This window comes from Streptomyces sp. DH37, assembly GCF_029813835.1.
In the GTDB taxonomy this organism is placed as follows: Bacteria; Actinomycetota; Actinomycetes; order Streptomycetales; family Streptomycetaceae; genus Streptomyces.
Genome location: NZ_JARVKV010000010.1, coordinates 78,753 through 103,426, shown reverse-complemented (window position 1 = coordinate 103,426; position 24,674 = coordinate 78,753). Strand labels below are relative to the sequence as shown.

The window sequence follows — 24,674 nt, the reverse complement described above, 5'->3', positions numbered from 1 at the left end:
CTCCCGTTGTCTGTGGTGCGTACGGTCCACGGAGCTCAGCCGTCGGTTCCCCGGCCGGCGATGACCTCCGCGGCGGCCCGTCCGCAGACGCGGGCGGCGCCGTGAGTCGCGATGTGGAGTGCTCCGGACGGCGGCGCCTGGGGCAGTCCCATCTCGACCACGACCGTGTCCGGCCGGGCGGTGAGCAGGGCGTCCAGGGCGTTCGCCATCCAGGGGTGCCGGTGGACGTCGCGTACCACTGCGACGATCCTACGGTCCGCCGCCTCGCCCAGCACCTGTGCGACCAGCACGTCCCGTCCCGCCGCTTCGGCCTGTTCACGGCCCCAGGAACCGGTCGCGGTGCCCGGGAGCAGCTCCGCCAGTTCGGTGGCGAGCCCCCAGGGGGTCTCGTCGCCGACGGCGATGTTGGCGACGGGGGTGAAGGCGGCGACGTACGCCGGCCCGGTCACGGGGGTGTGGCCCTCCCGGGTGGTGACCTTCAGGGCGCGGCGGGCGGCCTCCAGGCCGATCCCGGGGGCCGGGGCGGCGGCCGTCCCGTGGGCGGAGGCCCGGGCGGCCCAGCGGGCCAGGTCGCGGACGCGGTCCGCGGCGTCGGCGAGCCGCTCCTCGGAGAGCTCGCCGTCGATCACGGCCCGCACCAGCGCGTCACGCAGGCGCAGCACGGTCTCCTCGTCGGCCAGTCCCCCGCCGACGCAGATGGCGTCCGCGCCCGCGGCGACGGCCAGCACACTGCCGCGCTCGATGCCGTGGGTGGCCGCGATGGCCCGCATCTCCATGCCGTCGGTGACGATCAGTCCCTCGAAGCCGAGCCCGCCCTCGCTCCGGGGCGCGCGCAGCAGGCCGGTCAGGGCGGCCGGGCTGAGCGTGCCGGGGAGCGCCGGGTCCAGGGCGGGCAGCAGGATGTGCGCGCTCATCACGCTCTTGCTTCCCGCGGCGATCGCCGCGCGGAACGGGACGAGTTCGCGCTCCGCGAGCGTGGCCAGGTCGGCGTCGATGCGCGGCAGGGCGTGGTGGGAGTCGACGTTGGTGTCGCCGTGCCCGGGGAAGTGCTTGGTGCAGGCGGCGACCCCGGCGGACTGCAGTCCCTCGACCCAGGCGGCGGTGTGCCGGGCCACCAGGTCCGGTGCGGAGCCGAAGGAGCGGACGCCGATGACCGGGTTGTCGGGGTTGGAGTTGACGTCGGCCGAGGGCGCCCAGTTGAGGTTGACCCCGCACTCGGCGAGCCTGCGCCCCAGCTCGCGGGCGACGGCGCGGGTCAGGCCGGTGTCGTCGACCGCGCCGAGGGCGAGGTTGCCGGGGAAGGACGACCCCGCGCGGGCCTCCAGCCGGGTGACGTCGCCGCCCTCCTCGTCGATGGCCACCAGCACTTCGGGCCGGACACCGCGCAGCTGGGCGGTGAGCGCGGCCAGCTGCGCGGGAGATGTGATGTTGCGGCCGAACAGGCCCACGGCCGCGAGTCCCTCGTCCAGTCTGCGCAGCAGCCAGTCGGGCGCGGTGGTGCCGGTGAAGCCGGGCTGGAGGACGGCCAGGGCGTTGCGGACCAGGGTGCCGGTGGTGCCGGTGAGAGTGGTCATGGGCTTCGGCTATCCCTTCACTGCGCCGGAGGTGAGGCCCGCGGCCATCTTCTTCTGGACGATCATGAAGAAGACCACCACGGGAATGGCGATGAGGACGGAGCCGGCCATCAGGGCGCCGTAGTCCGTACCGCGGTCGGTGGTGAAGTTCATCAGCCACACGTTGAGCGTGTACTTGTCGTTGTCCTGCAGCAGGATGTACGCGAACAGGTACTCGTTCCAGGCGGTGACCAGGGCGAAGATGGACGCCGCCGCGAGTCCGGGGGCCACCAGCGGGAAGATGACCCGCCAGAAGGCGCCCATCCGGGTGCAGCCGTCGACCATCGCCGCCTCCTCCAGCTCCCTGGGCACGTTGACCACGAAGCCCCGGATCATCCAGGTGGCGAAGGGCAGCACGGAGACCATGTAGACGATGATCACGCCCCAGTACTCGTTGAGCGCGCCCATGTTGTTGAGCTGCACGTAGATGGGGATGAGCATCGCCGTCGGAGGCAGCAGCTGGACGAGGATGAGGACCGTCATGAACGGCTTGCGCCCGTAGAACTCGAAGCGGCCGATGGCGAACGCCGCGATGGTGCCGATGAAGATGGCGCCGGCGACCGAGGTGACGCAGATGATCAGGCTGCTCTGGATCGCCGTCCAGAAGTTCGGCGCCTCGGTGGCGCGGACGAAGTTGTCGAAGGTGAAGGAGGTGGGCCACAGCGACTGGTCGTAGCTGCGGATCTCGCGGTTGGGCCGGAAGGCGCTGAGGACCAGCCAGTACACCGGGAAGACCATCACCACGAAGGCGCCCAGCCCCAGCACGTTGTACAGCAGGCGGCTCTTGCCGCGGTCCGGGCGCAGTTCGTACACGGAGGTGGTGTCGGCGGCCGCCTCGGGAGCTGCCACGGGGGTGGTGGCGGGCGGTGTGGAGGTGCTCACTCGACCTCTCCTGTCTTCATCAGCTGACGCAGGTAGTACACGGCCACGCCGGAGAGCAGCAGCACGGTGATGAGCGCGATGGCGGTTCCCTGGCTGAACGAGGCGCTCTCGAACGCCTTGCTGAACGAGTACAGGCCCAGCAGCTCGTACTCGGGCTCCGGCTTGTTGGCGCGCATCAGGAAGATCTGGCCGAAGACGTTGAAGTCCCAGATCACCGAGAGGGTGGCGACCATCTGGAAGACCGGCTTGATCACCGGGAAGACCACGTTGCGGAAGACGCCGAAGGCGTTCGCGCCGTCGAGCTGGGCGGCCTCCTCCAGTTCCTGGGGCACCTGGGTGAGCGCGGCGTAGAGGGTGATCACCACGAACGGGATCGCGCCCCAGACGACCACCGCCCCGATGATGGTGAATCCCTGCCAGGGGTCGAGGAACCAGTTGTGGCCCTGGAAGTCCACCCCGGGGAGCCTGCTCAGCAGGTTGTTGATCACGCCGTAGTCGGAGTCCGACAGCCAGCGGAAGATCGAGGTCGCCACCAGCAGCGGCATCGACCAGGCGGCCACCAGCGCGCCGGTCAGCAGCAGCCGCACCCAGGTCGACAGCCTCTGCATCAGCAGGGCCAGCAGCAGTCCCAGCCCCATGGTCGCCGTCACGCAGACCACCATGAAGAGCACGGTGCGGAAGGTGACCGCCCAGAAATGGGGGTCGCCGAGGATGTTGGTGAACTGCTCGAAGCCCACCCACGGCGGGGTGGTGCCACCCCACAGGTGCGCGCGGCGCATGTCCTGGAAGGACATGATCACGGTCTTCACCAGTGGATAGGCGAAGACGGCGCCGACCGCGACGATCGCCGGGGCGATCAGCAGGTACGGCAGCCTCGCGCTCTTGCCCCGGCCGGCGCGCGACCGGCCCGCGGACGGACGGGACGGCCGGGACGGCTTCGGCCCTGGGCGGTGCGGTACGGCCGCCGGCGGGTCGGCGGCTTTGGTGTCGGCGGCGGTCACGGTGCTGGCCTTCCGTTCGTTCTCTTCACCGAAGGGGCGCGGGGGGCGGGAGCGTGGGGACACGCGCCCGCCCGCCGCGGAGTGCGCCGGCGGGCCCCCGGGGTCAGGAGGCCCGCCGACACGTTCTCAGGCCTCGCTGTTGATCAGCTCGTCGATCTTCTCGTCGGCCTTCTTGGTGGCGTCGGCCACCGAGGTGCCCTTGAGGACCTCCAGCAGCATGTTCTCCAGCACGTTCTGGCTCTCGATCGCGGTCCAGCCGGGGGCGATCGGGGTGAACCAGGCGTCCGGCACGGCGTTGGCGATCGGGGCGGTCTCGGGCTTCTGCTTCAGCGGCTCGAGCTGCTTGGTGTTGTTCGGCAGGATGTTCTTGGAGGCCAGGACCTCCATCGACTTCTCGCTGGTGAACATCGAGACCCAGTCCTTGGCCAGGTCCTGGACCTCGGACTTCTGGATCACCGCGAGGTCGGAACCGCCGATGAAGGACGGCAGCGCCTTGCCGCCGGGACCGGGCATGCCGGCGGTGGCGATCTTGCCCTTCAGCTTCGGGTTGCCGTTCTCGCCCTCGACGACGCCGCCGGCCTCCCACCCGTTGCCGTAGATCAGCGCGGCCTTCTCGTTGGCCATCACATTGGCGTGGTCCTGCTCGTCCTTGGTGCGGTCGCCGTTGTTGTACTCCTTGACCAGACCGATGAAGTGCTCGATGCCCTTCTGCGCCTCGGGGGTGCTCAGGGTGGCCTTCCACTCGCCCTTGCCCTCGTCGTACTCGGCGATCTGCCCGCCGTACGCGGCGACGTAGGACATGGCGGCGTACCAGTAGCGGCCGGGCAGGTAGAGGGAGGAGAACGCCTTGTCGTCGCCGTACTCCTTCGCGACCGCGTCGAGCGCCTTCTTCAGCTCGTCCTCGGTCTGCGGGAGCTCCTTGGTCCCCGCCCCCTTGTCGAACATCTCCTGGTTGTAGACGGCGACGCGCGCACCCGCGTAGTAGGGCACGCAGTAGAGCTTGCCCTCGAAGGAGCAGGTGTCCTTCAGGCCCTGGATCCAGGTGTCGGAGTTGTCGTAGTCCTTCGGGTCGATCTCGGCGAGGGCCCCGTTGAGGATGTAGGTCATGGTCTCGGTGTTGCCGAGCTCGACCACGTCCGGGAACTTGCTGCCGCCCAGCGCCGCGTCCAGCTTCTTGGCCTTGTCCCCCCACTGCTGGTACTGGACCTTGACCGTGACCTTCGGGTACTTCTTCTTGAACTGCGCGTTGACGTCCTCGACCAGCTCGGGCCAGGTGCTCTGGGCGTCGTTCATCAGCCAGACGGTGAGCGTCTCGTCGCGCTCCTTGGGATCCTTGGAGGAGTTGTTCCCACCGTCCGATCCGCAGGCCACGAGACCGGTCATCATCGCCGCGGCGCCGATCGCCGCTACGAGCTTGCGCTTCACGTCCTTCTCCTTCGGGATGCCAGAAATCCCCCGCCCACCGCCCGAGATCTCCGCTCCCGCCGGATGGTCACGCCGGCGTACCGCGCGTCGCGGACGTCGGGATGCGATGGCATTCGACGAGTACTGCCCGTGGGGCTGGGCTGGTCTCTAGTGGTTTAGACCAGTGCCCGCAGCTTGGCCTAGACCTATAGGGCTGTCAACGGTGTATAAAGCTCGCGGTCTCATCCGTTACCGGACCGACATCTGAGCCGGGACGCCACCGGGGGCGGGGACCGTGCCACGATGTGATCCGCTACGTACGGAGGAAGCCGGTGACGGCACTGGACGAGTCACGACACGAGTCGGGAAGGCGCGCGATGGGGACCGAGGGGAGCACGAACGCCGTCGGCACGGGCGCCCGCTCCGCGGCGGACGGCGCGGGCGGCACGGCCGGACGCACCGCGCGCGTGCCCAAGTACTACCGGCTCAAGCGCCACCTGCTGGAGATGACCGAAACGATGCCCCCGGGCACTCCGGTCCCCCCGGAGCGCACGCTCGCCAGCGAGTTCGACACCTCCCGCACCACCGTGCGCCAGGCGCTCCAGGAACTGGTCGTCGAGGGGCGGCTGGAGCGCATCCAGGGCAAGGGCACCTTCGTGGCCAAGCCCAAGGTCTCCCAGGCGCTCCAGCTCACCTCGTACACCGAGGACATGCGCGCCCAGGGCCTGGAACCCACCTCCCAGCTGCTGGACATCGGCTACGTCACCGCCGACGAACGGCTCGCCGAGCTGCTGGGCATCCCCTCCGGGGGCCGTGTCCTGCGCATCGAGCGGCTGCGGCTGGCCAGCGGCGAGCCGATGGCCATCGAGACCACGCACCTGTCGCAGAAGCGCTTCCCCGCGCTGCGCCGCAGCCTGGTGAAGTACACCTCCCTCTACACCGCCCTGGCCGAGGTGTACGACGTCCACCTCGCCGAGGCCGAGGAGACCATCGAGACCTCCCTGGCCACCCCGCGCGAGGCGGCCCTGCTGGGCACCGACGTGGGCCTGCCGATGCTGATGCTCTCCCGGCACTCGCGGGACACCGAGGGGGAGCCGGTGGAGTGGGTGCGCTCGGTCTACCGCGGCGACCGCTACAAGTTCGTCGCCCGCCTCCAGCGTCCGGGCCGCGCACGGTGAGCCGGCCGCGCCGGGAGTGCGGGCCGCGTCCCCGCCCGGCCGGCGCCCGGCGCACCGGCGACGCGGCCGGGGCGGCCCGCCCGGTCTCCCCGACACGCCGACGGTGATCCCGAGGACCCCGAGGACCCCGAGGACGGAGCCGCAGCCATGCCCGCACCGCCGGAGAGCCCCAGGTCCCTCCCGGCCGTCACGCCGGCACGCGTGGTGACCGGACTCTGCCTGTCCGCGCCCTTCGTCGCGATGCTGTGGGTCGGCTCGTACGCCAGGACCGAGCCCACCTTCGCCGGAGTGCCCTTCTTCTACTGGTACCAGATGCTCTGGGTGCCGCTCTCCGCCGCGCTGACGGCCGTCGCGTACGTGCTGGTGCGGCGTGAGCGGGCGGCACGGCGCGCCGGGCGCGCCGCGGGGCGCGGGGACACGGGGAAACGCGCCGGGGACGGGGAGCGGTGAGGGGGCGTCACCGCACCGGCCGCCTCCGTCCCCGTGCTCCGCGCCGGGGGCGGTGACGTGCTCCACGGCGGCCCGCGGACGGCCCGTCCGGCCCGGTGGTGCCACACCGGGCGCTGTTCACCGCTCGCCGGGCGGGCGGGCGGTCGGCACGGCCTGCGGCACCGTCCCGCCGGGAGCAACGGCCCTCCCCCGCCGCCTCCACATCCACGCCCGCGCCCGCGCCCGCGATGAGCCGTTGCGCCGCCGACGGCGCGGTGCCCCATGATGGCCGCCATGGACATCACCATCAGGGCGGCCCGCCCGCGGGAGTTCGAGGCGGTCGGAGAGCTGACGGCCGGGGCCTACCTGGGCGACGGCCTGCTGGACTTCGGCGCGGACGACCCGTACCTCGCCGTACTGCGCGACGCGCGGCGCCGCGCCGAGCACGCCGACCTGCTGGTGGCCGTGCGGCCCCGCGGAGCAGGCGGCGGTGACGGCGGTGACAGCGCGGTGCTGGGCACGGTCACCCTCGCGGTGCACGGAGGGGCGTACGCGGACATCGCGCGCCCCGGCGAGGGCGAGTTCCGGACCCTGGCGGTGCGCCCCGAGGCGCGCGGCCGCGGCGTGGGCGAGGCGCTGGTGCGCGCGTGCGTGGAGCGGACCCGCGCGCTGGGCCTGGAGCGACTGGTCCTTTCCAGCCAGCACCGGATGTACGCCGCCCACCGCCTCTACGGGCGGCTGGGCTTCGTCCGCACCCCCGACCGCGACTGGTGCCCGATCGCGGACGTCCCCCTGCTGACCTTCGCCCTGGCAATGCGGTGATCACCGCTTTCCGCCCGTGATCGCCGGGGAGAATCCCAGGAGATTCTCATCCGGGAAGGTGGCGCCGAACTCCGTCGCCGCCTAGCGTCGACCCGTATGAAGTTCCTACGAGCCGTGAACGGAATCCTTGCCTCCGCCACCGGGTACGAAGTGCGCCGCGCCCGGTCCGCACGGAAAACCGCCTCCCACGGTGCCTTTTCGGCCAAGGCTCCCACCGGAGCCGGTTCGCCGGGCACCACGGCCGCCCCGGCCGCCACACCCGTGACGGCCTACCGTCCTCCCGCCTCCCCCGAGACCGACCGGCTGCTCCGCGAGCCCGTCTTCGTCATCTCCCCCATCCGCTCCGGATCGACCCTGCTGCGGCTGCTCCTGGACGGGCACTCCCGGCTGCGCGCCCCCCACGAACTCCACCTGCGCCGCCTGGAGGTCCACCCGACCACCAAACTCAGCTCGGAGGCGATGAAGGACCTGGGGCTGGACAGGGCGGACCTGGAGCACCTGCTGTGGGACCGGATCCTCCACCGCGAACTGGTCAGATCCGGCAAGTCCGTGATCGTGGAGAAGACCCCGGCCAACGCCTTCGCCTGGCGGCGCATCGCGGCGTGCTGGCCCGACGCGCGCTTCGTCTTCCTGCTGCGCCATCCCGCCTCCGTCGCCGTCTCCTGGCACGAGTCGGACCCCTCGCGGCGGAGCATGGAGGACGCCGCCGCCGAGGCCCTGCGCTACGCGGAGGCGGTGGAGGAGGCCCGGAGCAACCTCCCGGGAGTGACCGTCCGCTACGAGGACCTGACCGCCGATCCGGAACGCGAACTGCGCCGCGTCTGCGACTTCCTGGGCCTGGAGTGGGAGCCGGGGATGCTGGAGTACGGCGACCGCGCCGCGGGCGGACTGCGCAGGGGCCTGGGCGACTGGCGGGAGAAGATCCGCACCGGCAGCGTCCAGGAGGCGCGCCCCCTGCCGGACGCCTCCGAGGTGCCCGAGTCGCTGCGGGCCGCGTGCGAGGCGTGGGGGTACCTGCCCAGCCGGGCGGACGCCGCGGCCGGCTGACGCCGCGCCCGCTGCCCGCGGCGCCGCGCCCCGCGCGGGACACGGCGCCGCGGGCAGCCGCAGCCGTCCACAGCTGTCCGCGACCGACCCCGGCCGCCCCTCCCCGGCCACCGTCCAGGCGGCCCCCGACACCACCCTCAACACAACATCTAGGGGTGCTCGACCAAAGCGGCACTAGATGTATGCTCATCTCGCTGTCGCCGCAGGGGAATCCGGTGCGAGTCCGGAGCTGTCCCGCAACGGTGTGCGACGGGCTGCCCCCGTGTCGTCCGCACGGGCCGAGCGGCCCGCCGCGAGTCCGAGGACCTGCCGACGGTGTTCCAGTACGTCCGGGCCTCGTGGGTTGGGCCGGCGGACGCGCGCGGTGCGCCCCCTTCCGGCCGGGTGCGCCCGTACGCGCCTGCCCCGCCTCCCTCCGGGGCCGCCGGCCCACGAGGGAGAGCACCGAGTGACCATCTCATCAGCGGAGCCCGCCACGGTCCCCGCACCGGAGGACGACCGTCCCGGCACCGCGCTGCTGCGCACCCTGACCGAGCTCGCCGCCGGCCTGCCCGCCACCGACCCCGGCCGGGTAGCCGCCTCCGCGCTGCGCGGCCGCCACCCCGGCGCGGACGAGGACCAGTTGCGGTCCCTGGCGACCGAGGCCGCGGCCGGTCTCATCGCCGAGGAGCCCGAGTACTCGCGGCTCGCGGCGCGGCTGCTGATCCTGGCGATCCGCCGGGAGGCGGCCGGGCAGGGCGCGGTGTCGTTCTCGGCGTCGGTCGCGGTCGGCCACCGGGAGGGACTGGTCGCCGACCGCACGGCCGCGTTCGTCGCCGAGCACGCCGGGCGGCTCGACGCGCTGGTCGAGTCCGCCGTCGCGGACGGCGCCGACGACCGCTTCGGCTACTTCGGACTGCGCACGGTCCACTCCCGCTACCTGCTGCGCCACCCGGTGACCCGCGATGTGATCGAGACGCCGCAGCACTTCCTGCTGCGCGTGGCCTGCGGACTGGCCGAGGACTCCTCCGAGCGGGCGCTGGAGGAGGTGGCCGAGCTGTACCGGCTCACCAGCACGCTCTCCTACCTCCCCTCCTCCCCCACCCTGTTCAACTCCGGCACCCGGCATCCCCAGATGTCCTCCTGCTACCTGCTGGACTCCCCCCGGGACGAGCTGGACTCGCTCTACGAGCGCTACCACCAGGTCGCGCGCCTGTCCAAGCACGCCGGCGGCATCGGGCTGTCGTTCTCGCGGATCCGCGCGCGGGGGTCGCTGATCCGCGGCACCAACGGGCACTCCGGCGGCATCGTGCCGTTCCTGCGGACCCTGGACGCCTCGGTCGCGGCCGTCAACCAGGGCGGCCGGCGCAAGGGGGCGGCCTGCGTCTACCTGGAGACCTGGCACGCGGACGTCGAGGAGTTCCTCGAACTGCGCGACAACACCGGCGAGGAGGCCCGCCGCACCCACAACCTCAACATCGCCCACTGGATCCCGGACGAGTTCATGCGCCGGGTCGAGGCGGACGCCGACTGGTCGCTGTTCTCCCCGGTGGACGTCCCCGAGCTGGTGGACCTGTGGGGCGAGGAGTTCGACGCCGCCTACCGCCGCGCGGAGGCCGCCGGGCTGGCGGTGAGGACGGTTGCGGCGCGCACCCTCTACGCCCGGATGATGCGCACCCTCGCCCAGACCGGCAACGGCTGGATGACGTTCAAGGACACCGCCAACCGCACGGCGAACCAGACCGCCGAGCCGGGCAACGTCGTCCACTCCTCCAACCTCTGCACCGAGATCCTGGAGGTCACCGATGACGGCGAGACGGCCGTGTGCAACCTGGGCTCGGTCAACCTCGCCGCCCACCTGCGCACCCCCGCCGACGGGGACCCGCGCCCCGGCGAGGAGCTGGACTGGGAGCGGCTGGACGCCACCGTCCGCACCGCCGTGGCCTTCCTCGACCGCGTGGTGGACGTCAACTTCTACCCCACCGGGCAGGCCGCCGCCTCCAACTCCCGCTGGCGTCCGGTGGGTCTGGGCCTGATGGGCCTGCAGGACGTCTTCTTCCGGCTGCGCCTGCCCTTCGACTCCCCCGGCGCCCGGCGGCTGTCCACCCGGATCTCCGAGCGGATCATGCTCGCCGCCTACGAGGCGTCCGCGGACCTCGCCGAGCGCCACGGCCCGCACCCGGCCTGGCCTGCGACCCGCGCCGCCCGCGGCGTGCTCCACGTCGACCACTACCCGGACGCGGAGATCACCTGGCCGGAGCGCTGGGCCGCGCTGCGGGAGCGGATCGCCGCCACGGGCCTGCGCAACTCCCTGCTGCTGGCCGTCGCCCCGACCGCGACCATCGCCTCGATCGCGGGCGTCTACGAGTGCGTCGAGCCGCAGGTCTCCAACCTCTTCAAGCGCGAGACGCTCAGCGGCGAGTTCCTCCAGGTGAACTCCTACCTGGTGGCGGACCTCAAGCGGCTGGGCCTGTGGGACGAGCGGACCCGCGAGGCGCTGCGCGAGTCGAACGGCTCGGTGGCGGAGCTGCCCTGGATCCCGGAGGAGGTCCGCGCGCTGTACCGCACGGCCTGGGAGATCCCGCAGCGCGCCCTGATCGACATGGCGGCGGACCGCACCCCGTTCCTGGACCAGAGCCAGTCGCTCAACCTGTTCATGGCGTCGCCGACCATCGGACGGCTCAGCTCGATGTACGCCTACGCCTGGAAGCGCGGCCTGAAGACCACGTACTACCTGCGCTCGCGCCCCGCGACCCGTATCGCGCGAGCGGCGGGCGGCGCGTCCGCGGCCGTTCCCGCCCCCGCGTCCGCGTCCGCACCCGCACCCCAGGCGGCGCGGGCCGCCGGGGCCGCCGCCTGTTCCCTGGAGAACCCCGAGTCCTGCGAGGCATGCCAGTGACCGCCACCACCCCCGAGACCCCGGCCGCCGGGTCCTCCGCCGGCCGCACCCGGAACCTGCTGGACCCGGGCTTCGAGCTCACCCTGCGCCCGATGCGCTACCCGGCCTTCTACGAGCGCTACCGCGACGCGATCAAGAACACCTGGACCGTGGAGGAGGTGGACCTCCACTCCGACGTGGCCGACCTCGCCAGGCTCTCCCCCGGCGAGCAGCACCTGATCGGGCGGCTGGTCGCCTTCTTCGCCACCGGCGACTCGATCGTGGCCAACAACCTGGTGCTGACGCTGTACAGGCACATCAACTCGCCCGAGGCGCGGCTGTACCTGTCGCGGCAGCTGTTCGAGGAGGCCGTGCACGTCCAGTTCTACCTGACCCTGCTGGACACCTACCTGCCCGATCCGGACGAGCGCGCCGCCGCCTTCGCCGCGGTGGAGAACATCGAGTCCATCCGGGAGAAGGCGCGCTTCTGCTTCCGCTGGATGGACTCGGTGGAGTCGATCGACCGCCTGGAGAGCAGGTCCGACCGCCGCCGCTTCCTGCTGAACCTGATCTGCTTCGCGGCGTGCATCGAGGGCCTGTTCTTCTACGGCGCCTTCGCCTACGTCTACTGGTTCCGCTCCCGCGGCCTGCTGCACGGCCTGGCCACCGGCACCAACTGGGTCTTCCGCGACGAGTCGATGCACATGTCGTTCGCCTTCGACGTGGTGGACACCGTGCGGGAGGAGGAGCCGGAGCTGTTCGACGACGAGCTGCGGCGGCAGGTCGAGGAGATGCTGGAGGAGGCGGTCGAGGCCGAGCTGCAGTTCGCCCGGGACCTGTGCGGCGAGGGCCTGCCGGGGATGAACACCGAGTCGATGCGCGAGTACCTGCGGTGCGTGGCGGACCAGCGGCTGGTCCGGCTGGGCTTCCCCGCCCGCTACGGCGCCGGGAACCCGTTCTCCTTCATGGAGCTGCAGAACGTCCAGGAGCTGACCAACTTCTTCGAGCGCCGCGCCTCGGCCTACCAGGTCGCGGTCGAGGGCTCGGTCTCCTTCGACGACGACTTCTGAGCCCCTCCCCCGGACGCCTTCCCCGGAACGCACGTGTCCCCGGGTCCCGCGCGGGGCCCGGGGACACGTGCCCGGAAGGGACGGCAGCCGCCTCAGCAGCCGCCGCAGTTGTAGTACGTCACGTCCCAGTGGTTGCTCTCGCGGTAGTAGACGTTCCCCGAGCCCGACTGGTACTTGCTGCCGCCGATGTAGGTGAAGCGGCTGGTGACGTAGTTGTTCAGGCAGGTGGAGAGGCTGAAGTCGAGCTTGTAGCCGTTCCAGTGGCTGTACGTGCCGCTCGCGTGGCCGGTCTCCGTGCCGCCCGTGACGTTGAGGGCGCAGCCGCTGGCGCTCTTGAGCGTCTCCGCCCCCTGCACCGTGGCCAGGTTGATCTGCTCGAACGAGGTGCAGGTGGAGTTGTAGCGGTCGGAGCAGCCTCCGCTGGAGGACCAGGTGATGCCCGCCGCGCGGAAGCGGCTGGTCGCCTGGGAGTGCGTCAGCTTGGTGACCAGGGCCGCCGCGGGGGCCTGGGCGGAGACCCCGCTCCGGGCCGTCGGGGCCGTGGCGGCCTGGGCGGCGCCCGGCAGGGCGAGGAGCGCCAGCGACATCACCGGGACGCCGATCGCCGCACGCCGCAGGGACTTGTTCATGGGTGGCCTTTCCGTGGAGGGAAGGGTGGGGGGCCGGACCGTGCCCCGCGCGGGGCGGGCGGCTCAGATGCCGCAGCTGGGCGCCGACCAGTAGCGGCTGGAGCGGTGGTCGACGTGGGTGTGGTCGTTGTGGCCGGGGTAGCCCGGGCCGAGGATGCCGTTGAAGCCGTGGTTGCGGGCCTGCTGCGCCATCCTGCACAGGGTGTGCGAGCCGGCGCCGAGGTCGACGCCGTCACCGTACAGATGGCGGCTGTTGGAGGCGCCGCCCACCGCGCTGTTGCAGGAGTAGGAGCGGAAGCCGCTGGTGACCCGGATCGGCGCGTCGCCCAGGGCGTGCCGCATGGCCTCCAGCTTCCACATGGAGATCAGCGCGTTGCGCTTGGCCGTCGCCGCGCTCACCGCTCCGCCGCTCCAGGTGGAGTTGCACTGGTTCAGCTCGGCGTAGGAGAAGTGGGCCGGGGTGCAGTCGGCGTCCTGGAGGGCGTAGATCTTGCTGAAGGTCTGCGGGCCGGCGACGCCGTCGGCCGACAGCCCGTACGCGGCCTGGAACCGCTTGACGGCGGCGGCGGTGGCCGGGCCGTAGGAGCCGTCGATGGCGAGCACGCTGCCGTAACCGGGGTAGCCGGAGACGCGGACCTGGAGTTCGGCGACGTCCGAGCCGGACATGCCCTGGGAGAGGGTGCGGTTCCAGGTGTAGCACTCGTCGGCGTGGGCGGTGCCCGCGGTGGTGACCGTGCCGACCAGCGCGGCTGCCGCGATCATGACAACACTGAGGATGAGACGGACGGTGCCTCTGAGCATGGTGCCTCCGTGTCGGAACAGTGGGGGTTCCGAGGGTGGCGGAGAAGATCTACCCGCGTCAACACGCTTCCGGAAATGCCAATGGGCGGGCCACTGAAGGCCCGCCCACCGTCGCGCGCCGTTCACCTCGGCCCGCGGCGCGCACCGCTCAGTCGTTGGGCACCGTCTCGTAGCGCGGGGTGTTCTCGGCCATCTGCCGCAGGACGTCCCTGCGTTCGCGCTTGGAGAGGCGGTCGATGTAGAGGCGGCCGTAGAGGTGGTCCGTCTCGTGCTGGAGGCAGCGCGCGAAGTACCCGGTGCCGCGCACGGTGATCGCCCTGCCCTCGGCGTCCTGCCCGCGCACGACGGCGTAGTCGGGGCGTGCGAGCGAGGCGTACGCGCCCGGCACCGACAGGCAGCCCTCGTTGGAGTCGTCCAGCACCCGGCGCTCGGCGGGCAGTTCCTCCAGTACGGGGTTGCAGACGACGCCGACGTGCCGCACGCCCTCGTCGTCCGGGCAGTCGTAGACGAAGACCTTCAGGTCGACGCCGATCTGGTTGGCCGCCAGGCCGACGCCCTCGGCGGCGCGCTGGCTGGCGAACATGTCGTCGATCAGCTTCGCCAGCTCGCCGTCGAACTCGGTGACGTCCTTGCACTCCCTGTGCAGCACCGGGTTGCCGACGACGGTGATCGGACGGGCGGTGCCGCGCTCGCGGTGGGTCCGCTCGCGCTCCTCGCAGTCCTCCGTGTCGACGACGAACCCCTCGTCGTCGACACGCTGCCCGGTCTCGTGCTCCGCCATCTTCGCCGTACGCCTTCCTCGCTGCTCCACCACGACCCGTACAGAGTACGGGCAGGCGCCCCCTCGCCGCGCCCGGCCGGTCTCAGCAGACCTCTTCCAGGTCCCGCCACTCGCGGGTGTCCGGGCTGTCGGCGACCCAGCCGTCCAGCAGCCCGCGCACCAGCGCGGCCGGGGCCGCCAGACCGCACTCGCGCTCGGGGACCCACAGCTCGCCCGACGTCATGTGCCCCAGCGGCCCCGGGCGCCCGGGCACGCTGTGGTCGTGGGGGTCGTGCCGGAGGGCGCCCTCGCCCTCGTCGCTGGGCATCCGGCTCTCCGAGCAGGAGCGGCACAGCAGCCGTACCGACGAGGACCAGTCCTCGGCCGCGAAGCCCGCGTCCGCCGCCAGCCGCTCCAGCGCGTCCCGGTCCGCCTCGGTCGCCGCCTCCAGCAGCACCACCCAGGTGGGCACCGGCGAGGGCGCCCAGAGTTCTATCTCGTCGAAGACGGGATAGGCGTGGCCCGCGGCCGTGGTCCGCTCGCCGTGCGGCACGCCGTCGTGCAGCACCACCTCGCCCCAGCGGCGCCCGGAGGACGGCAGGGGGATGTTCTGCACCTCGATGCGGGCCGGGTCCAGCCGCCGGCCCCACACCACCTCGGCCTCGCCCTCCGGCGACAGGCGCACCGCGGCGCTGCCCAGTTCCATGCCGGTCGGCGGGCCGGCGCGGCCGTCGTCGCCGGCGGCGCGGTCGGCGGGCGCGGTCTCCGGCACCCGCAGGCCGTACGCCTGCCAGGCGCGCCGGGCCAGGGCCCAGTCCTGCAGCGCGGTGGCCGCGATGCCCACGTTCCACCAGTCGGGTGCCCCCGCCGACCGGTCCAGGAGCGCGACGGCGCGCAGCCCGGCGGCGCGCGCCTGCTCCCAGTCGTGCCGGAACTTGTGCAGCAGCGCGAGGTTGAACCAGGACTCCGACAGCCACGGCTCCAGATCGGCGGCACGGGTCAGCAGCGTGCCGGCGTCCTCGTAGCGTCCGTCACCGATGAGCGTGAACGCGCGGTCGGTGACCACCCGCCAGTCGGCGGAGGGCCGGTGCCTTGCCTTGCCGAAGATCCTCACGATGTTCCCGCCTGACTCCCGCCTGCTGCTCCCGGCCGTCCTCGCGGCCGTCTGGTCGCGGTCCCCGCCGCGGTGTCCGTGCCGCGATCTTCTCCCTGCCGCGGTTCCCGGTTCGCATCCAACCATGCCCACCGGGGTGTGCGCTCATTACCCATCGGTCGTGGGGCTTTGGAACGGCACGGAGCGGAGGACGCGCATCCGGCACGGCGGCGGGAGGGTCCCGGCGGAAGCCCGGCGGGCCGGCACGTTCGGGTGAGGCGGGAAGAGGTGCGGAGCGGGCGGGGCGGGGCAGGGCGGGGCACGGACACACGGAAGCGCCCGTGCCGGATCCTCCGTTCCGGGCACCGGGCGCCGTACCGGCCGCGCCGCGGCCGGTCGTGTGAGACGGGGTGGGGCGGGTCAGGCCGTGCCGTCAGACGGCGTTCCCGCCGGTGTCGCCCTGGCCCCCGAGGGAGGCGGGGCTGGGCCGGTCCCCGGCGGGGTCCACCACGGGCTGCTCCGGCACGGCCTGGCCGGCGCGGATCATCTCGATGCGGCCCATCACCTTGGAGCGGAGGCCGGTGGGGACGTCGTCGTGGCCGCAGCACCGCTTGACCAGCTTCTTCACGGCCTGCTCCAGGCCGTACTTCTCCAGGCACGGCGAGCACTCGTCGAAGTGCTCCCTGAACTTCGTCAGATCACCGTCGGGCATCTCGCGGTCCAGGTACTCGTACAGGTGGTCCAGGACCTCAGCGCAGTCCGTCTCGTGCGGCTCTCCGCAACTCATGAGCCCGAGCCTTTCCGGTCGTGCGACTCGTCCGGCGCGGCGGCGCCGTTCGCGCCCGCCGGGACCAGTCCGCGCTCGCGGGCGTAGTCCTCCAGCATGCCGCGCAGCTGACGGCGACCGCGGTGCAGACGGGACATCACCGTGCCGATGGGTGTCCCCATGATGTCCGCGATCTCCTTGTACGCAAACCCCTCGACGTCCGCGAGGTAGACCGCTATGCGGAACTCCTCCGGGATGGCCTGGAGGGCCTCCTTCACGTCCGAGTCGGGCAGCCGGTCCAGCGCCTGCGACTCGGCCGAGCGCAGCCCGGTCGACATGTGCGACTCGGCGCGCGCGAGCTGCCAGTCCTCGATCTCCTCGGCCGCGCTGCGCTGCGGTTCGCGCTGCTTCTTGCGGTACGAGTTGATGAAGGTGTTGGTGAGGATGCGGTACAGCCACGCCTTGAGGTTGGTGCCCTCGCGGAACTGGTGGAAGGACGCGTACGCCTTGGCGTACGTCTCCTGCACCAGGTCCTCGGCGTCCGCGGGGTTGCGCGTCATGCGCAGCGCGGCCGAGTACATCTGGTCCAGGAAGGCGAGGGCGTCCCGTTCGAAGCGCGCGTTCCGTTCCGTTTCCGTCTCCACGGGTTCCTGGGGCGCAGCGTCGTCGGTCGCGGCGACCGGACCCACCTCCTCCGATGCGGCTTCGAGTCCGATGCCGGACCCGCTCGGATCGGAGGATAGACGACGGTCCGTCCCCTCCGCCGCCCGGAAGGGAACGTCCCCGACGAGTCCGGCGAGCCTCAGCGTCGCCCAGTCCACCTGGGCGGCTGTCGCTCGAGTACCCAGAGGGCGGGACGGGCATGCGATCGAACCCATATCGGGTGGACTCCCTCTCCTCGCGCGTGCGTGTAGTCCGTACGTGTCCTGCACAGGCACAACACACGCGCCCGGGGAGTCATTCCCGCGCCAGCCACGCGCGCACCGAGCCGGTGATCACACCGAGCGCCTCCTCCTGCCCGACCGCCGCCCTCCTCGGCACGGCGAAGCCGTGGTCGCCCTCCGGCACCTCGACGACCTCCGTGCCCGCCGGGAACTCCCCGGGGCGCCCGAACGGGTCGCGTCCGCCCTGGACGACCAGGGTCGGCACCCCGGCGCCCAGCAGCTCGCCGGCCCGGGACCGTTCCGGTTTCCCCGGGGGGTGCAGGGGGAAGGCCAGCGCGAGCACGGCGTGCGCCCCGAGTTCGGCGGCGGTCCGGCAGGCCACGCGCGCCCCGGCGCTGCGCCCGCCGGAGACGACCGGCAGCCCCTCCCCCTCCAGGAGGGGCCACACTGCCCGCCACGCCTCGTCCAGCTTCGCGGGCGCGGGCGCCAGCCTCCTGCCCGCCACCCGCCAGGGCTGCTCGACCAGCGCGACGGAGACGCCGTGCGCGGGCAGCTCCCCGGCCAGGGCACGCAGGTCGCGGGCCTCGATGCCGCCACCGGCGCCGTGCCCGAGCGCGAGGAGGAGGCGCGGCCGTCCGGCGCGCCGCCAGGTGACACGGGCCGGCCCGGCCGGTGTGGCGACGACCGTCTCGGCGGTCCCGCCGTCCTCCGGGCCGGCCGCGTGGTCGGCGCGGTCCGTGGGGTCTGCGCGGTCCGTGGGGTCTGCGTCGTCGGTGTCGTTGCTGTCGTTGCTGTCGGTCACCGGCTCAGAACAGCGTCCCGGCCTCGGGGGCGTCAAGCTCCTCCAGCAGCTCGGGCCCGTTGTTGCGCACGTTGCTGACCTCGCTGCTCACCGGGTAGGCCCGCATGGCCTCCGCGGGCGGCGGCACCAGCAGTCCGCGCACGTCGTCCGCGTCGGTGCGGGCCGGGTCCAGCCAGGCGTCCCAGCGGTCGGGGGTGAGCACGAGCGGCATCCGGGGGTGGATGTCGGCGAGGGCGCGCGGTCCGCTCCCGCCGGCGCCCGCGAACGGCTCGCTCTGCGCCTCGGTGGTGATCACCGCGCAGGTCGCCCACCACGCCTGGGGGTGGTCGTCGGGCAGCGTCCTGTCCCGCCAGAACTCGTAGAGCCCGGCCATCGCCATCACCGATCCGTCGGCCGGCGTCACGAAGTACGGCTGCTTGCGCGGCCGCTTGCGCCTGCCCTTCTCCTCCTCCTGCCGCTCGGCCGTCCCGGTGACCCACTCGTAGTAGCCGTCTGCGGGCAGCAGGCAGCGCCGGGCGGCGAAGGGGCGGCGGTAGGAGGGCTTCTCGTGCACCGTCTCGGCCCGCGCGTTGATCATCTTCACGCCTACGTCCGGGGACTTCGCCCAGGAGGGCACCAGCCCCCAGCGCAGCACCCTGAGCTGGCGCACGGGGCGCTCGTCGCCGCTGTCCTTCAGCGGCCGGTCGAGCACCGCGTACACCCGCTTGGTCGGGGCCACGTTCCAGTCGGGCGCCAGCGCCTCGGCCGGGTCCCACTTCTCCACGCCGAACAGTCCCGCCAGTTCCTCGGGCCCACGGCTCACCGCATACCGTCCGCACATGTCTGCCACCCTGCCACGCCCGGCCGGCGGTTGGCACGGTGATCGGCCGGGCCGGGGCCCCGCGGGACGGCCGTGACACACTGCGGGACACCGCACCGCGCCCGCACCGCACCCGCACCGGGGCCGGGGCCGGCGGGAGCGCGCGGAGCGGCGGGAGCGGACAGGCGACCAGGGGAAGGGGCCGGCCGGGCATGGACACGGACAGCATCGCCGAGGTGTGGGACCGCGTCGTCGGGACCCAGCCCGACCCGTCGTTCCCGGTCGTGGTGGCCACCGGGCTCGTGGCCCTGGCCGTCGTCGCGGCGCGGGGGCCGTGGCGGGTGGCGCGCAACGCGGTGACCATCGCCCACGAGGGCGGGCACGGGCTCGTGGCGCTGCTGACCGGGCGGCGGCTGGAGGGCATACGCCTGCACTCGGACACCTCCGGACTGACCGTCTCCCGGGGGAGGCCGACCGGGATCGGCATGGTGCTGACGGCGGCCTCCGGGTACACCGCGCCGTCGCTGCTCGGCCTGGCCGGGGCGTGGCTGCTGGCCGCCGGACACGTCACCGCGCTGCTGTGGGGGGCCACGGCGCTGCTGCTGGCGATGCTGGTGATGGTGCGCAACGCCTACGGGGTGCTCACCGTCGTCGTCACCGGCGGGGTGTTCCTCCTGGTGTCGTGGTTCGCCGGGACCGAGGTGCAGGCGGCGTTCGCGTACGGGGTGGTGTGGTTCCTGCTGCTGGGCGGCGTGCGGCCCGTCTTCGAGCTCCAGGGCAAGCGGCGCCGGGGCGAGGCGCCGGACTCCGACGCCGACCAGCTCGCGCGGCTGACGAACGCGCCCGCGCCGCTGTGGCTGCTCCTCTTCCACGCCGTCGCGCTGTGCTCGCTGACCGGCGGCGGGCGGTGGCTGCTGGGCCTGTGACGCCCCTTCCCCACGCCTCCCGGCACCGCTCCCGGCGCCCCCGGAACCCCTCACCCCTCCTCGGCGCCGCCCGGCATCCCCGTGTCCCGGCAGTGTCTTGACAGTGCCCCAGCGGTGCCCCGGCAGTGTCTTGGCAGTGCCCCAGCGGTGCCCCAGCGGTGTCCCGGCGCGTTCCCCGGTGTTCGATCGGATTCCCGCCGCGTCCGAACCACTAAAGTTGGGTCCATGACCGCCAACACCACTCTCTGGCCTGCTCCGCTCGCGTCCGGCGCCGTCGACGCGACCGTCACCGTGCCCGGATCGAAGTCGGTCACCAACCGCGGTCTGGTGCTCGCCGCCCTCGCCTCCGAGCCGGGCTGGCTGCGCCGCCCGCTGCGGTCGCGCGACACCCTGCTGATGGCCGAGGGGCTGCGCGCCATGGGGGTGGGCATCGAGGAGACGGTGTCCTCCAGCTCCGTCTCCGTCGCGGGCGGTTCCGCGGACCCCGGCGTCACCGGTGAGGCGTGGCGCGTCATCCCGGCCGGGCTGCACGGCCCCGCCACCGTGGACGTCGGCAACGCCGGCACCGTGATGCGCTTCCTGCCGCCCGTCGCCGCCCTGGCCGACGGGCCGGTCCACTTCGACGGCGACAAGCGCTCCCACGAACGTCCCCTCCACGGCGTGATCGACGCGCTGCGCGCCCTCGGCGCACGCGTCGACGACGGCGGGCGCGGCGCGCTTCCGATGACCGTGCACGGCGGCGGCTCCCTGACCGGCGGCCCGGTGGAGATCGACGCCTCCTCGTCCTCCCAGTTCGTCAGCGCCCTGCTGCTCTCCGGCGCCCGCTTCAACCAGGGCGTCGAGGTCCGCCACACCGGCGGCCCCCTGCCGTCCATGCCGCACATCCGGATGACGGTCGACATGCTGCGCGCCGCGGGCGCCCAGGTGGACACCCCCGAGTCCGGGGGCGAGCCGAACGTCTGGCGGGTCACGGCCGGCGCGCTGCTCGGCCGGGACCTGGTCGTCGAACCCGACCTGTCCAACGCCCAGCCCTTCCTCGCCGCCGCGCTCGTCACCGGCGGCCGGGTGACGGTCCCCGACTGGCCCGCGCACACCACCCAGCCCGGTGACGCGCTGCGCGAGATCTTCACCGAGATGGGCGGCCGCTGCGAGCTGGACGAGCACGGACTGACCCTCACCGGCACCGGCCGGATCCACGGCATCGACGTGGACCTGAGCGAGGTGGGCGAGCTGACCCCCGGCATCGCGGCGGTCGCGGCGCTGGCCGACTCCGAGTCGCGGCTGCGCGGCGTGGCGCACCTGCGGCTGCACGAGACCGACCGGCTGGCCGCGCTCACCAAGGAGATCAACGGCCTCGGCGGCGACGTCACCGAGACCGAGGACGGCCTGGTCATCCGCCCGCGCCCGCTGCACGGCGGGGTCTTCCACACCTACGAGGACCACCGGCTGGCCACGGCGGGCGCGGTGCTCGGCCTGGTGGTCGAGGGCGTCGAGGTGGAGAACGTCGCGACCACCGCCAAGACCCTGCCCGACTTCCCCGACCTGTGGAGCGCCATGCTCGAAGGCGACAGGGGCAGAGGATAAGAGGCGGATCCGCCATGCGCCGCTACGGCAAGCACACCGACGAGGACGACATCCGGGTCCGCCCCAACCGCCGGGGCAGCCGCCCGCGCACCAGCATCCGGCCCAAGCACGAGGACGCCTCCGAGGGCTTCGTCCTGACCGTGGACCGGGGCCGGATCACCTGCCTGGTGGACGGCCGCGCCATCACCGCCATGAAGGCCCGCGAGCTGGGCCGCAAGGGCGTCGTGGTCGGCGACCGGGTGGCGGTCGTCGGGGACCTGTCGGGGGACAAGGACACCCTGGCGCGGATCGTGCGGGTCGAGGAGCGCACCTCGGTGCTGCGGCGCACGGCCGACGACAACGACCCCTACGAGCGGGTCGTCGTCGCCAACGCCGACCAGCTCGCCATCGTCACCGCCCTGGCCGATCCCGAGCCCCGCCCCCGGCTGATCGACCGCTGTCTGGTGGCCGCCTACGACGCGGGACTGGAGCCGCTGCTGGTCCTCACCAAGTCGGACCTGGCCCCGCCCGGCCCGCTGCTGGAGACGTACGCCCCGCTGGGGGTGCGCCATGTGGTGACCGACCGCGAGGGGCTGGTCGACGGCGGTGCGGCCGACCGGGTGCGCGAGCTGCTGTGGGGGCGGACCACCGCCTTCGTCGGCCACTCCGGGGTGGGCAAGACCACCCTGGTCAACGCGCTCGTCCCGCCCGACCGCCGGAGGGCGACGGGCCACGTCAACGCCGTCACCGGACGCGGTCGCCACACCACCACCTCGGCGCTCGCGCTGCCGCTGCCCGGGGCCCCCGAGGACATGGGGTTCCCCCCGACGCGGCGGGGCGGCTGGGTGATCGACACCCCGGGCGTGCGGTCCTTCGGGCTGAACCACGTCGACCCGTCCCGGGTGATCAACGCCTTCCCCGATCTGGTGCCGGGCACCGCGGACTGCCCGCGCGCCTGCAGCCACGACGAGCAGGACTGCGCGCTGGACGCCTGGGTCGCCGAGGGCCACGCGGAGCCGGCCCGGCTGTACTCCCTGCGCCGTCTGCTGGCCACCCGGGAGCGCGGCGAGGACGACTGACCCCCGGCGGGCCGGGCCGGGGTCAGCCGAGCAGTGCCCGCAGGACCTGGACGACATGGGCCCCCGCGGCCTCCTCGGTCGCCTCGGGCGGGCCGTCGCAGGGCGCGACGACGTAGGACAGCGCCAGCCGCAGGCCCACCTCGCAGGCGTGGCGCAGCGCGGTGGCTCCGGGCGCGCCGGGGCCGGCCGTACGGGCGGACGCCAGCGCGGCGGCGGTACGGTCGCGCAGCCGCGCGGCCAGCCGGTCCGGCTCCGGACCGGGCGGGGGCAGCCGGGCCTCCCAGCAGCCGGTGAGGGCGGCGCGCACCAGCGGATCGCGGTGGGCGGCGCGCACCACCCCGACGGCCGCCGCGGCGCAGCCCGCGACGGGATCGGCGGTGTCGCGGGCCGCCCGGCCCGCGGCGCGGGCGGCGCGGTCGAGGAAGGCCTCCAGCTCGCGGGCGACCAGGGCCGTGCCGAGCCCCTCCTTGGAGCCGAACTCGTTGTAGAGGGTCTGGCGGGAGAACCCGGCCTCGGCGGCGACCTCGACCATGCGGACGCGGGGCCAGGGCTTCTCGGAGAGGGCGGCGCGGGCGGCGCGCAGCAGGGCCCGGCGCGCCGCGGGCGGCGCCGCGGGGCCCGCGGCGGGCACCGCGGAGGTCCTTTCCGAGGTCATCTCCGAGGTCATCTCCGAAGTCGTCGACGCCTCCCCGGACGCGGCAGGTCGCCGCACAGCATCGGCGCGGTCACGGAGGGTGTCAAGGCGCCGCGCACCGGCTCACCGCCTCGGGCGCGCGGCCGCCCACCCGGTTGGACACTCCCGTGTGGCTGGCCCGCCGCGTCGCTGGATACTGTTCGTCCATGCCCGACTACCACGATGACCTGCGTCTCGCCCACGTACTGGCCGACACCGCCGACGCCACGACGATGGAGCGGTTCAAGGCCCTCGACCTCAAGGTCGAGACCAAACCCGACATGACGCCGGTGAGCGAGGCCGACAAGGCGGCCGAGGAGCTGATCCGCACCTCCCTGCAGCGGGCGCGGCCGCGCGACGCGGTCCTGGGCGAGGAGTTCGGCAGCGAGGGGCGCGGTCCGCGCCGCTGGGTCATCGATCCGATCGACGGCACCAAGAACTACGTGCGCGGCGTCCCGGTGTGGGCCACGCTGATCGCGCTGATGGAGCGGGGCGAGGAGGGCGACCGCCCGGTGGTCGGCGTGGTGTCGGCCCCGGCCCTGAACCGGCGCTGGTGGGCGGCGCTGGGCGCCGGCGCGTACACCGGCCGCAGCCTGACCTCCGCGAACCGGCTGTCGGTCTCGCGGGTCGCCCGCGTCCAGGACGCCTCGTTCGCCTTCTCCTCGCTCGGCGGCTGGGAGGAGCGCGGCAAGCTCGGCGGCTTCCTCGACCTGACCCGGGACTGCTGGCGCACCCGCGGCTACGGCGACTTCTGGCCGTACATGATGGTCGCCGAGGGATCGGTGGACATGTGCGCGGAGCCGGAACTGTCGCTGTGGGACATGGCGGCGAACGCGGTCATCGTGCGGGAGGCGGGCGGCGCCTTCACCGGTCTGGACGGGCGCGAGGGCCCGCACAGCGGGAACGCGGCGGCCTCCAACGGGCTGCTCCACGAGGATCTGCTCGCCTACCTCGGCGACTAGGGGGGCGCTCCGCCGGGCGGATCCGCGCGGGCCCCCTCCGGCGGAGCGCGCGAACCGGCCGACGCACGGTCAACTCGTGGCGACGCGCCCCTTGTTGCGGCTCCGGCGGCATGTGAACATGAGAATCCCCCCGCTTGTGAGCTTGTGAATCCCTTCTCCAGCCCGGGATTCCGCCAAGGAGGTGGCACCAACCGCCATGACCACCCTCGTCCGCGACGCCATGAGCACCGTGGTTCTCACCATCGGCCCCGCCCACACCCTCCGCCAGGCCGCCCGGCTGATGTCCGCCCGCCGGGTCGGCGCGGCCGTCGTCCTCGACCCCGACGCCGGCGGCGTCGGCATCCTCACCGAACGCGACATCCTCAACGCCGTGGGGGCCGGGCAGGATCCCGACCGCGAGCCCGCGCACCTGCACACCACCACCGACGTGGTCTTCGCCGCCCCCGGCTGGACCCTGGACGACGCCGCGCGGGCCATGACGCACGGCGGCTTCCGCCATCTGATCGTGCTCGACGACCGGGAGCCGGTGGGGGTGGTGTCGGTGCGCGACATCGTCCGCTGCTGGTCGTCGGCGCGCGAGGGCGCTCCGGTGGCGGCGCCCGCCGGCGCGGTGGCCGTCTGAGGGCGGCCGTCC

At 73.1% G+C, this 24,674-nt stretch carries 24 protein-coding genes and 1 riboswitch; of the genes, 11 read left to right on the top strand and 13 right to left on the bottom strand.

The features are described from left to right. Window positions 1-35: 35 nt before the first annotated feature. From QC029_RS08260 to QC029_RS08245, 4 genes are all read right to left on the bottom strand, one after another. A complete protein-coding gene (locus tag QC029_RS08260; RefSeq protein ID WP_279554823.1) occupies window positions 36-1,574 on the bottom strand; it encodes a glycoside hydrolase family 3 protein in 1,539 nt (512 codons plus the stop codon). Window positions 1,575-1,583: 9 nt separating this feature from the next. Continuing rightward, window positions 1,584-2,462 carry a carbohydrate ABC transporter permease gene (locus tag QC029_RS08255; protein WP_279554872.1) on the bottom strand — a complete coding sequence of 293 codons (879 nt, stop codon included), beginning with the start codon at window positions 2,460-2,462 and terminating at the stop codon, window positions 1,584-1,586. A 29-nt stretch (window positions 2,463-2,491) separates the two neighbouring features. Beyond that, a complete protein-coding gene (locus QC029_RS08250; RefSeq protein ID WP_279554822.1) occupies window positions 2,492-3,496 on the bottom strand; it encodes a carbohydrate ABC transporter permease in 1,005 nt (334 codons plus the stop codon). A 126-nt stretch (window positions 3,497-3,622) separates the two neighbouring features. After that, a complete protein-coding gene (locus QC029_RS08245; protein WP_279554821.1) occupies window positions 3,623-4,921 on the bottom strand; it encodes a sugar ABC transporter substrate-binding protein in 1,299 nt (432 codons plus the stop codon). A 356-nt stretch (window positions 4,922-5,277) separates the two neighbouring features. Between QC029_RS08245 and QC029_RS08240 the strand changes: the two genes are divergently transcribed. The 6 genes from QC029_RS08240 (at window position 5,278) to QC029_RS08215 (ending at window position 12,303) form a co-directional block, all read left to right on the top strand. Continuing rightward, entirely contained in the window at window positions 5,278-6,078 is an 801-nt protein-coding gene (locus tag QC029_RS08240; RefSeq protein ID WP_279554820.1) for a GntR family transcriptional regulator, read from the top strand. Window positions 6,079-6,225: 147 nt separating this feature from the next. Then, window positions 6,226-6,528, top strand: coding sequence for a DUF3311 domain-containing protein (locus QC029_RS08235; RefSeq protein WP_279554819.1), 303 nt, complete (start codon window positions 6,226-6,228; stop codon window positions 6,526-6,528). 273 nt (window positions 6,529-6,801) lie between these two features. Beyond that, window positions 6,802-7,329, top strand: coding sequence for a GNAT family N-acetyltransferase (locus QC029_RS08230; RefSeq protein ID WP_279554818.1), 528 nt, complete (start codon window positions 6,802-6,804; stop codon window positions 7,327-7,329). Between the two features lie 261 nt (window positions 7,330-7,590). After that, entirely contained in the window at window positions 7,591-8,376 is a 786-nt protein-coding gene (locus QC029_RS08225) for a sulfotransferase (RefSeq protein WP_279554817.1), read from the top strand. Window positions 8,377-8,541: 165 nt separating this feature from the next. After that, a riboswitch (cobalamin riboswitch) is annotated at window positions 8,542-8,705 on the top strand. Window positions 8,706-8,824: 119 nt separating this feature from the next. Continuing rightward, window positions 8,825-11,254, top strand: a complete 2,430-nt coding sequence (locus QC029_RS08220; RefSeq protein ID WP_279554816.1) for a ribonucleoside-diphosphate reductase subunit alpha — start codon at window positions 8,825-8,827, stop codon at window positions 11,252-11,254. Then, entirely contained in the window at window positions 11,245-12,303 is a 1,059-nt protein-coding gene (locus QC029_RS08215; RefSeq protein WP_279554815.1) for a ribonucleotide-diphosphate reductase subunit beta, read from the top strand. The genes QC029_RS08220 and QC029_RS08215 overlap by 10 nt, the downstream gene beginning before the upstream one ends. 92 nt (window positions 12,304-12,395) lie before the next feature. On the opposite strand, the gene QC029_RS08210 is transcribed toward QC029_RS08215, so the two are convergent. The 8 genes from QC029_RS08210 to QC029_RS08175 all read right to left on the bottom strand — a co-directional run bounded on the left by QC029_RS08210 (window position 12,396) and on the right by QC029_RS08175 (window position 18,858). Beyond that, window positions 12,396-12,932, bottom strand: a complete 537-nt coding sequence (locus tag QC029_RS08210) for a hypothetical protein (RefSeq protein WP_279554814.1) — start codon at window positions 12,930-12,932, stop codon at window positions 12,396-12,398. Between the two features lie 63 nt (window positions 12,933-12,995). Then, a complete protein-coding gene (locus QC029_RS08205) occupies window positions 12,996-13,733 on the bottom strand; it encodes a D-Ala-D-Ala carboxypeptidase family metallohydrolase (protein ID WP_279554813.1) in 738 nt (245 codons plus the stop codon). Window positions 13,734-13,881: 148 nt separating this feature from the next. Beyond that, complete coding sequence (gene def, locus QC029_RS08200) at window positions 13,882-14,514, bottom strand: peptide deformylase (protein ID WP_279554812.1); 633 nt, start codon at window positions 14,512-14,514, stop codon at window positions 13,882-13,884. Between the two features lie 82 nt (window positions 14,515-14,596). Beyond that, entirely contained in the window at window positions 14,597-15,607 is a 1,011-nt protein-coding gene (locus QC029_RS08195; protein WP_279554811.1) for a c-type cytochrome biogenesis protein, read from the bottom strand. Window positions 15,608-16,019: 412 nt separating this feature from the next. Beyond that, window positions 16,020-16,373 (bottom strand): mycothiol system anti-sigma-R factor, encoded by a 354-nt coding sequence (gene rsrA / locus QC029_RS08190; RefSeq protein WP_279554810.1) that lies wholly within the window; start codon window positions 16,371-16,373, stop codon window positions 16,020-16,022. Next, a complete protein-coding gene (locus QC029_RS08185) occupies window positions 16,370-17,230 on the bottom strand; it encodes a sigma-70 family RNA polymerase sigma factor (RefSeq protein WP_279554809.1) in 861 nt (286 codons plus the stop codon). Before QC029_RS08185 ends, rsrA begins: the two co-directional genes overlap by 4 nt. A gap of 79 nt (window positions 17,231-17,309) precedes the next feature. After that, window positions 17,310-18,038, bottom strand: a complete 729-nt coding sequence (locus tag QC029_RS08180) for an alpha/beta family hydrolase (RefSeq protein WP_279554808.1) — start codon at window positions 18,036-18,038, stop codon at window positions 17,310-17,312. Window positions 18,039-18,042: 4 nt separating this feature from the next. Continuing rightward, window positions 18,043-18,858 carry an SOS response-associated peptidase gene (locus tag QC029_RS08175; protein ID WP_279554807.1) on the bottom strand — a complete coding sequence of 272 codons (816 nt, stop codon included), beginning with the start codon at window positions 18,856-18,858 and terminating at the stop codon, window positions 18,043-18,045. Window positions 18,859-19,049: 191 nt separating this feature from the next. On the opposite strand from QC029_RS08175, the gene QC029_RS08170 reads away from it, so the two are divergent. From QC029_RS08170 to rsgA, 3 genes are all read left to right on the top strand, one after another. Beyond that, on the top strand, window positions 19,050-19,763 hold the full coding sequence (locus QC029_RS08170; protein ID WP_279554806.1) for a M50 family metallopeptidase: 714 nt from the start codon (window positions 19,050-19,052) through the stop codon (window positions 19,761-19,763). Window positions 19,764-19,988: 225 nt separating this feature from the next. Further along, window positions 19,989-21,347 (top strand): 3-phosphoshikimate 1-carboxyvinyltransferase, encoded by a 1,359-nt coding sequence (aroA, locus tag QC029_RS08165; protein ID WP_279554805.1) that lies wholly within the window; start codon window positions 19,989-19,991, stop codon window positions 21,345-21,347. 14 nt (window positions 21,348-21,361) lie between these two features. Continuing rightward, on the top strand, window positions 21,362-22,405 hold the full coding sequence (gene rsgA, locus QC029_RS08160) for a ribosome small subunit-dependent GTPase A (protein WP_279554804.1): 1,044 nt from the start codon (window positions 21,362-21,364) through the stop codon (window positions 22,403-22,405). Between the two features lie 22 nt (window positions 22,406-22,427). Here the strand turns inward: rsgA and QC029_RS08155 are convergent, their stop codons facing one another. Beyond that, on the bottom strand, window positions 22,428-23,060 hold the full coding sequence (locus tag QC029_RS08155) for a TetR/AcrR family transcriptional regulator (RefSeq protein WP_279554803.1): 633 nt from the start codon (window positions 23,058-23,060) through the stop codon (window positions 22,428-22,430). Window positions 23,061-23,245: 185 nt separating this feature from the next. Here QC029_RS08155 and hisN point away from each other — a divergent pair, with 185 nt between their 5' ends. After that, window positions 23,246-24,040, top strand: coding sequence for a histidinol-phosphatase (gene hisN, locus QC029_RS08150; protein WP_279554802.1), 795 nt, complete (start codon window positions 23,246-23,248; stop codon window positions 24,038-24,040). A gap of 196 nt (window positions 24,041-24,236) precedes the next feature. Next, complete coding sequence (locus tag QC029_RS08145; protein WP_279554800.1) at window positions 24,237-24,662, top strand: CBS domain-containing protein; 426 nt, start codon at window positions 24,237-24,239, stop codon at window positions 24,660-24,662. Window positions 24,663-24,674 lie beyond the last annotated feature (12 nt).

Coding starts and splice junctions, on each gene's coding strand:
- rsgA (WP_279554804.1), top strand. CDS start 21,362: ATGCGCCGCTACGGCAAGCACACCGACGAGGACGACATCCGGGTCCGC.
- hisN (WP_279554802.1), top strand. CDS start 23,246: ATGCCCGACTACCACGATGACCTGCGTCTCGCCCACGTACTGGCCGAC.
- QC029_RS08170 (WP_279554806.1), top strand. CDS start 19,050: ATGGACACGGACAGCATCGCCGAGGTGTGGGACCGCGTCGTCGGGACC.
- aroA (WP_279554805.1), top strand. CDS start 19,989: ATGACCGCCAACACCACTCTCTGGCCTGCTCCGCTCGCGTCCGGCGCC.
- QC029_RS08145 (WP_279554800.1), top strand. CDS start 24,237: ATGACCACCCTCGTCCGCGACGCCATGAGCACCGTGGTTCTCACCATC.
- def (WP_279554812.1), bottom strand. CDS start 14,514: ATGGCGGAGCACGAGACCGGGCAGCGTGTCGACGACGAGGGGTTCGTC.
- QC029_RS08235 (WP_279554819.1), top strand. CDS start 6,226: ATGCCCGCACCGCCGGAGAGCCCCAGGTCCCTCCCGGCCGTCACGCCG.
- QC029_RS08260 (WP_279554823.1), bottom strand. CDS start 1,574: ATGACCACTCTCACCGGCACCACCGGCACCCTGGTCCGCAACGCCCTG.
- QC029_RS08155 (WP_279554803.1), bottom strand. CDS start 23,060: ATGACCTCGGAAAGGACCTCCGCGGTGCCCGCCGCGGGCCCCGCGGCG.
- QC029_RS08240 (WP_279554820.1), top strand. CDS start 5,278: ATGGGGACCGAGGGGAGCACGAACGCCGTCGGCACGGGCGCCCGCTCC.
- QC029_RS08205 (WP_279554813.1), bottom strand. CDS start 13,733: ATGCTCAGAGGCACCGTCCGTCTCATCCTCAGTGTTGTCATGATCGCG.
- QC029_RS08215 (WP_279554815.1), top strand. CDS start 11,245: ATGCCAGTGACCGCCACCACCCCCGAGACCCCGGCCGCCGGGTCCTCC.
- QC029_RS08230 (WP_279554818.1), top strand. CDS start 6,802: ATGGACATCACCATCAGGGCGGCCCGCCCGCGGGAGTTCGAGGCGGTC.
- QC029_RS08210 (WP_279554814.1), bottom strand. CDS start 12,932: ATGAACAAGTCCCTGCGGCGTGCGGCGATCGGCGTCCCGGTGATGTCG.
- QC029_RS08185 (WP_279554809.1), bottom strand. CDS start 17,230: ATGGGTTCGATCGCATGCCCGTCCCGCCCTCTGGGTACTCGAGCGACA.
- rsrA (WP_279554810.1), bottom strand. CDS start 16,373: ATGAGTTGCGGAGAGCCGCACGAGACGGACTGCGCTGAGGTCCTGGAC.
- QC029_RS08175 (WP_279554807.1), bottom strand. CDS start 18,858: ATGTGCGGACGGTATGCGGTGAGCCGTGGGCCCGAGGAACTGGCGGGA.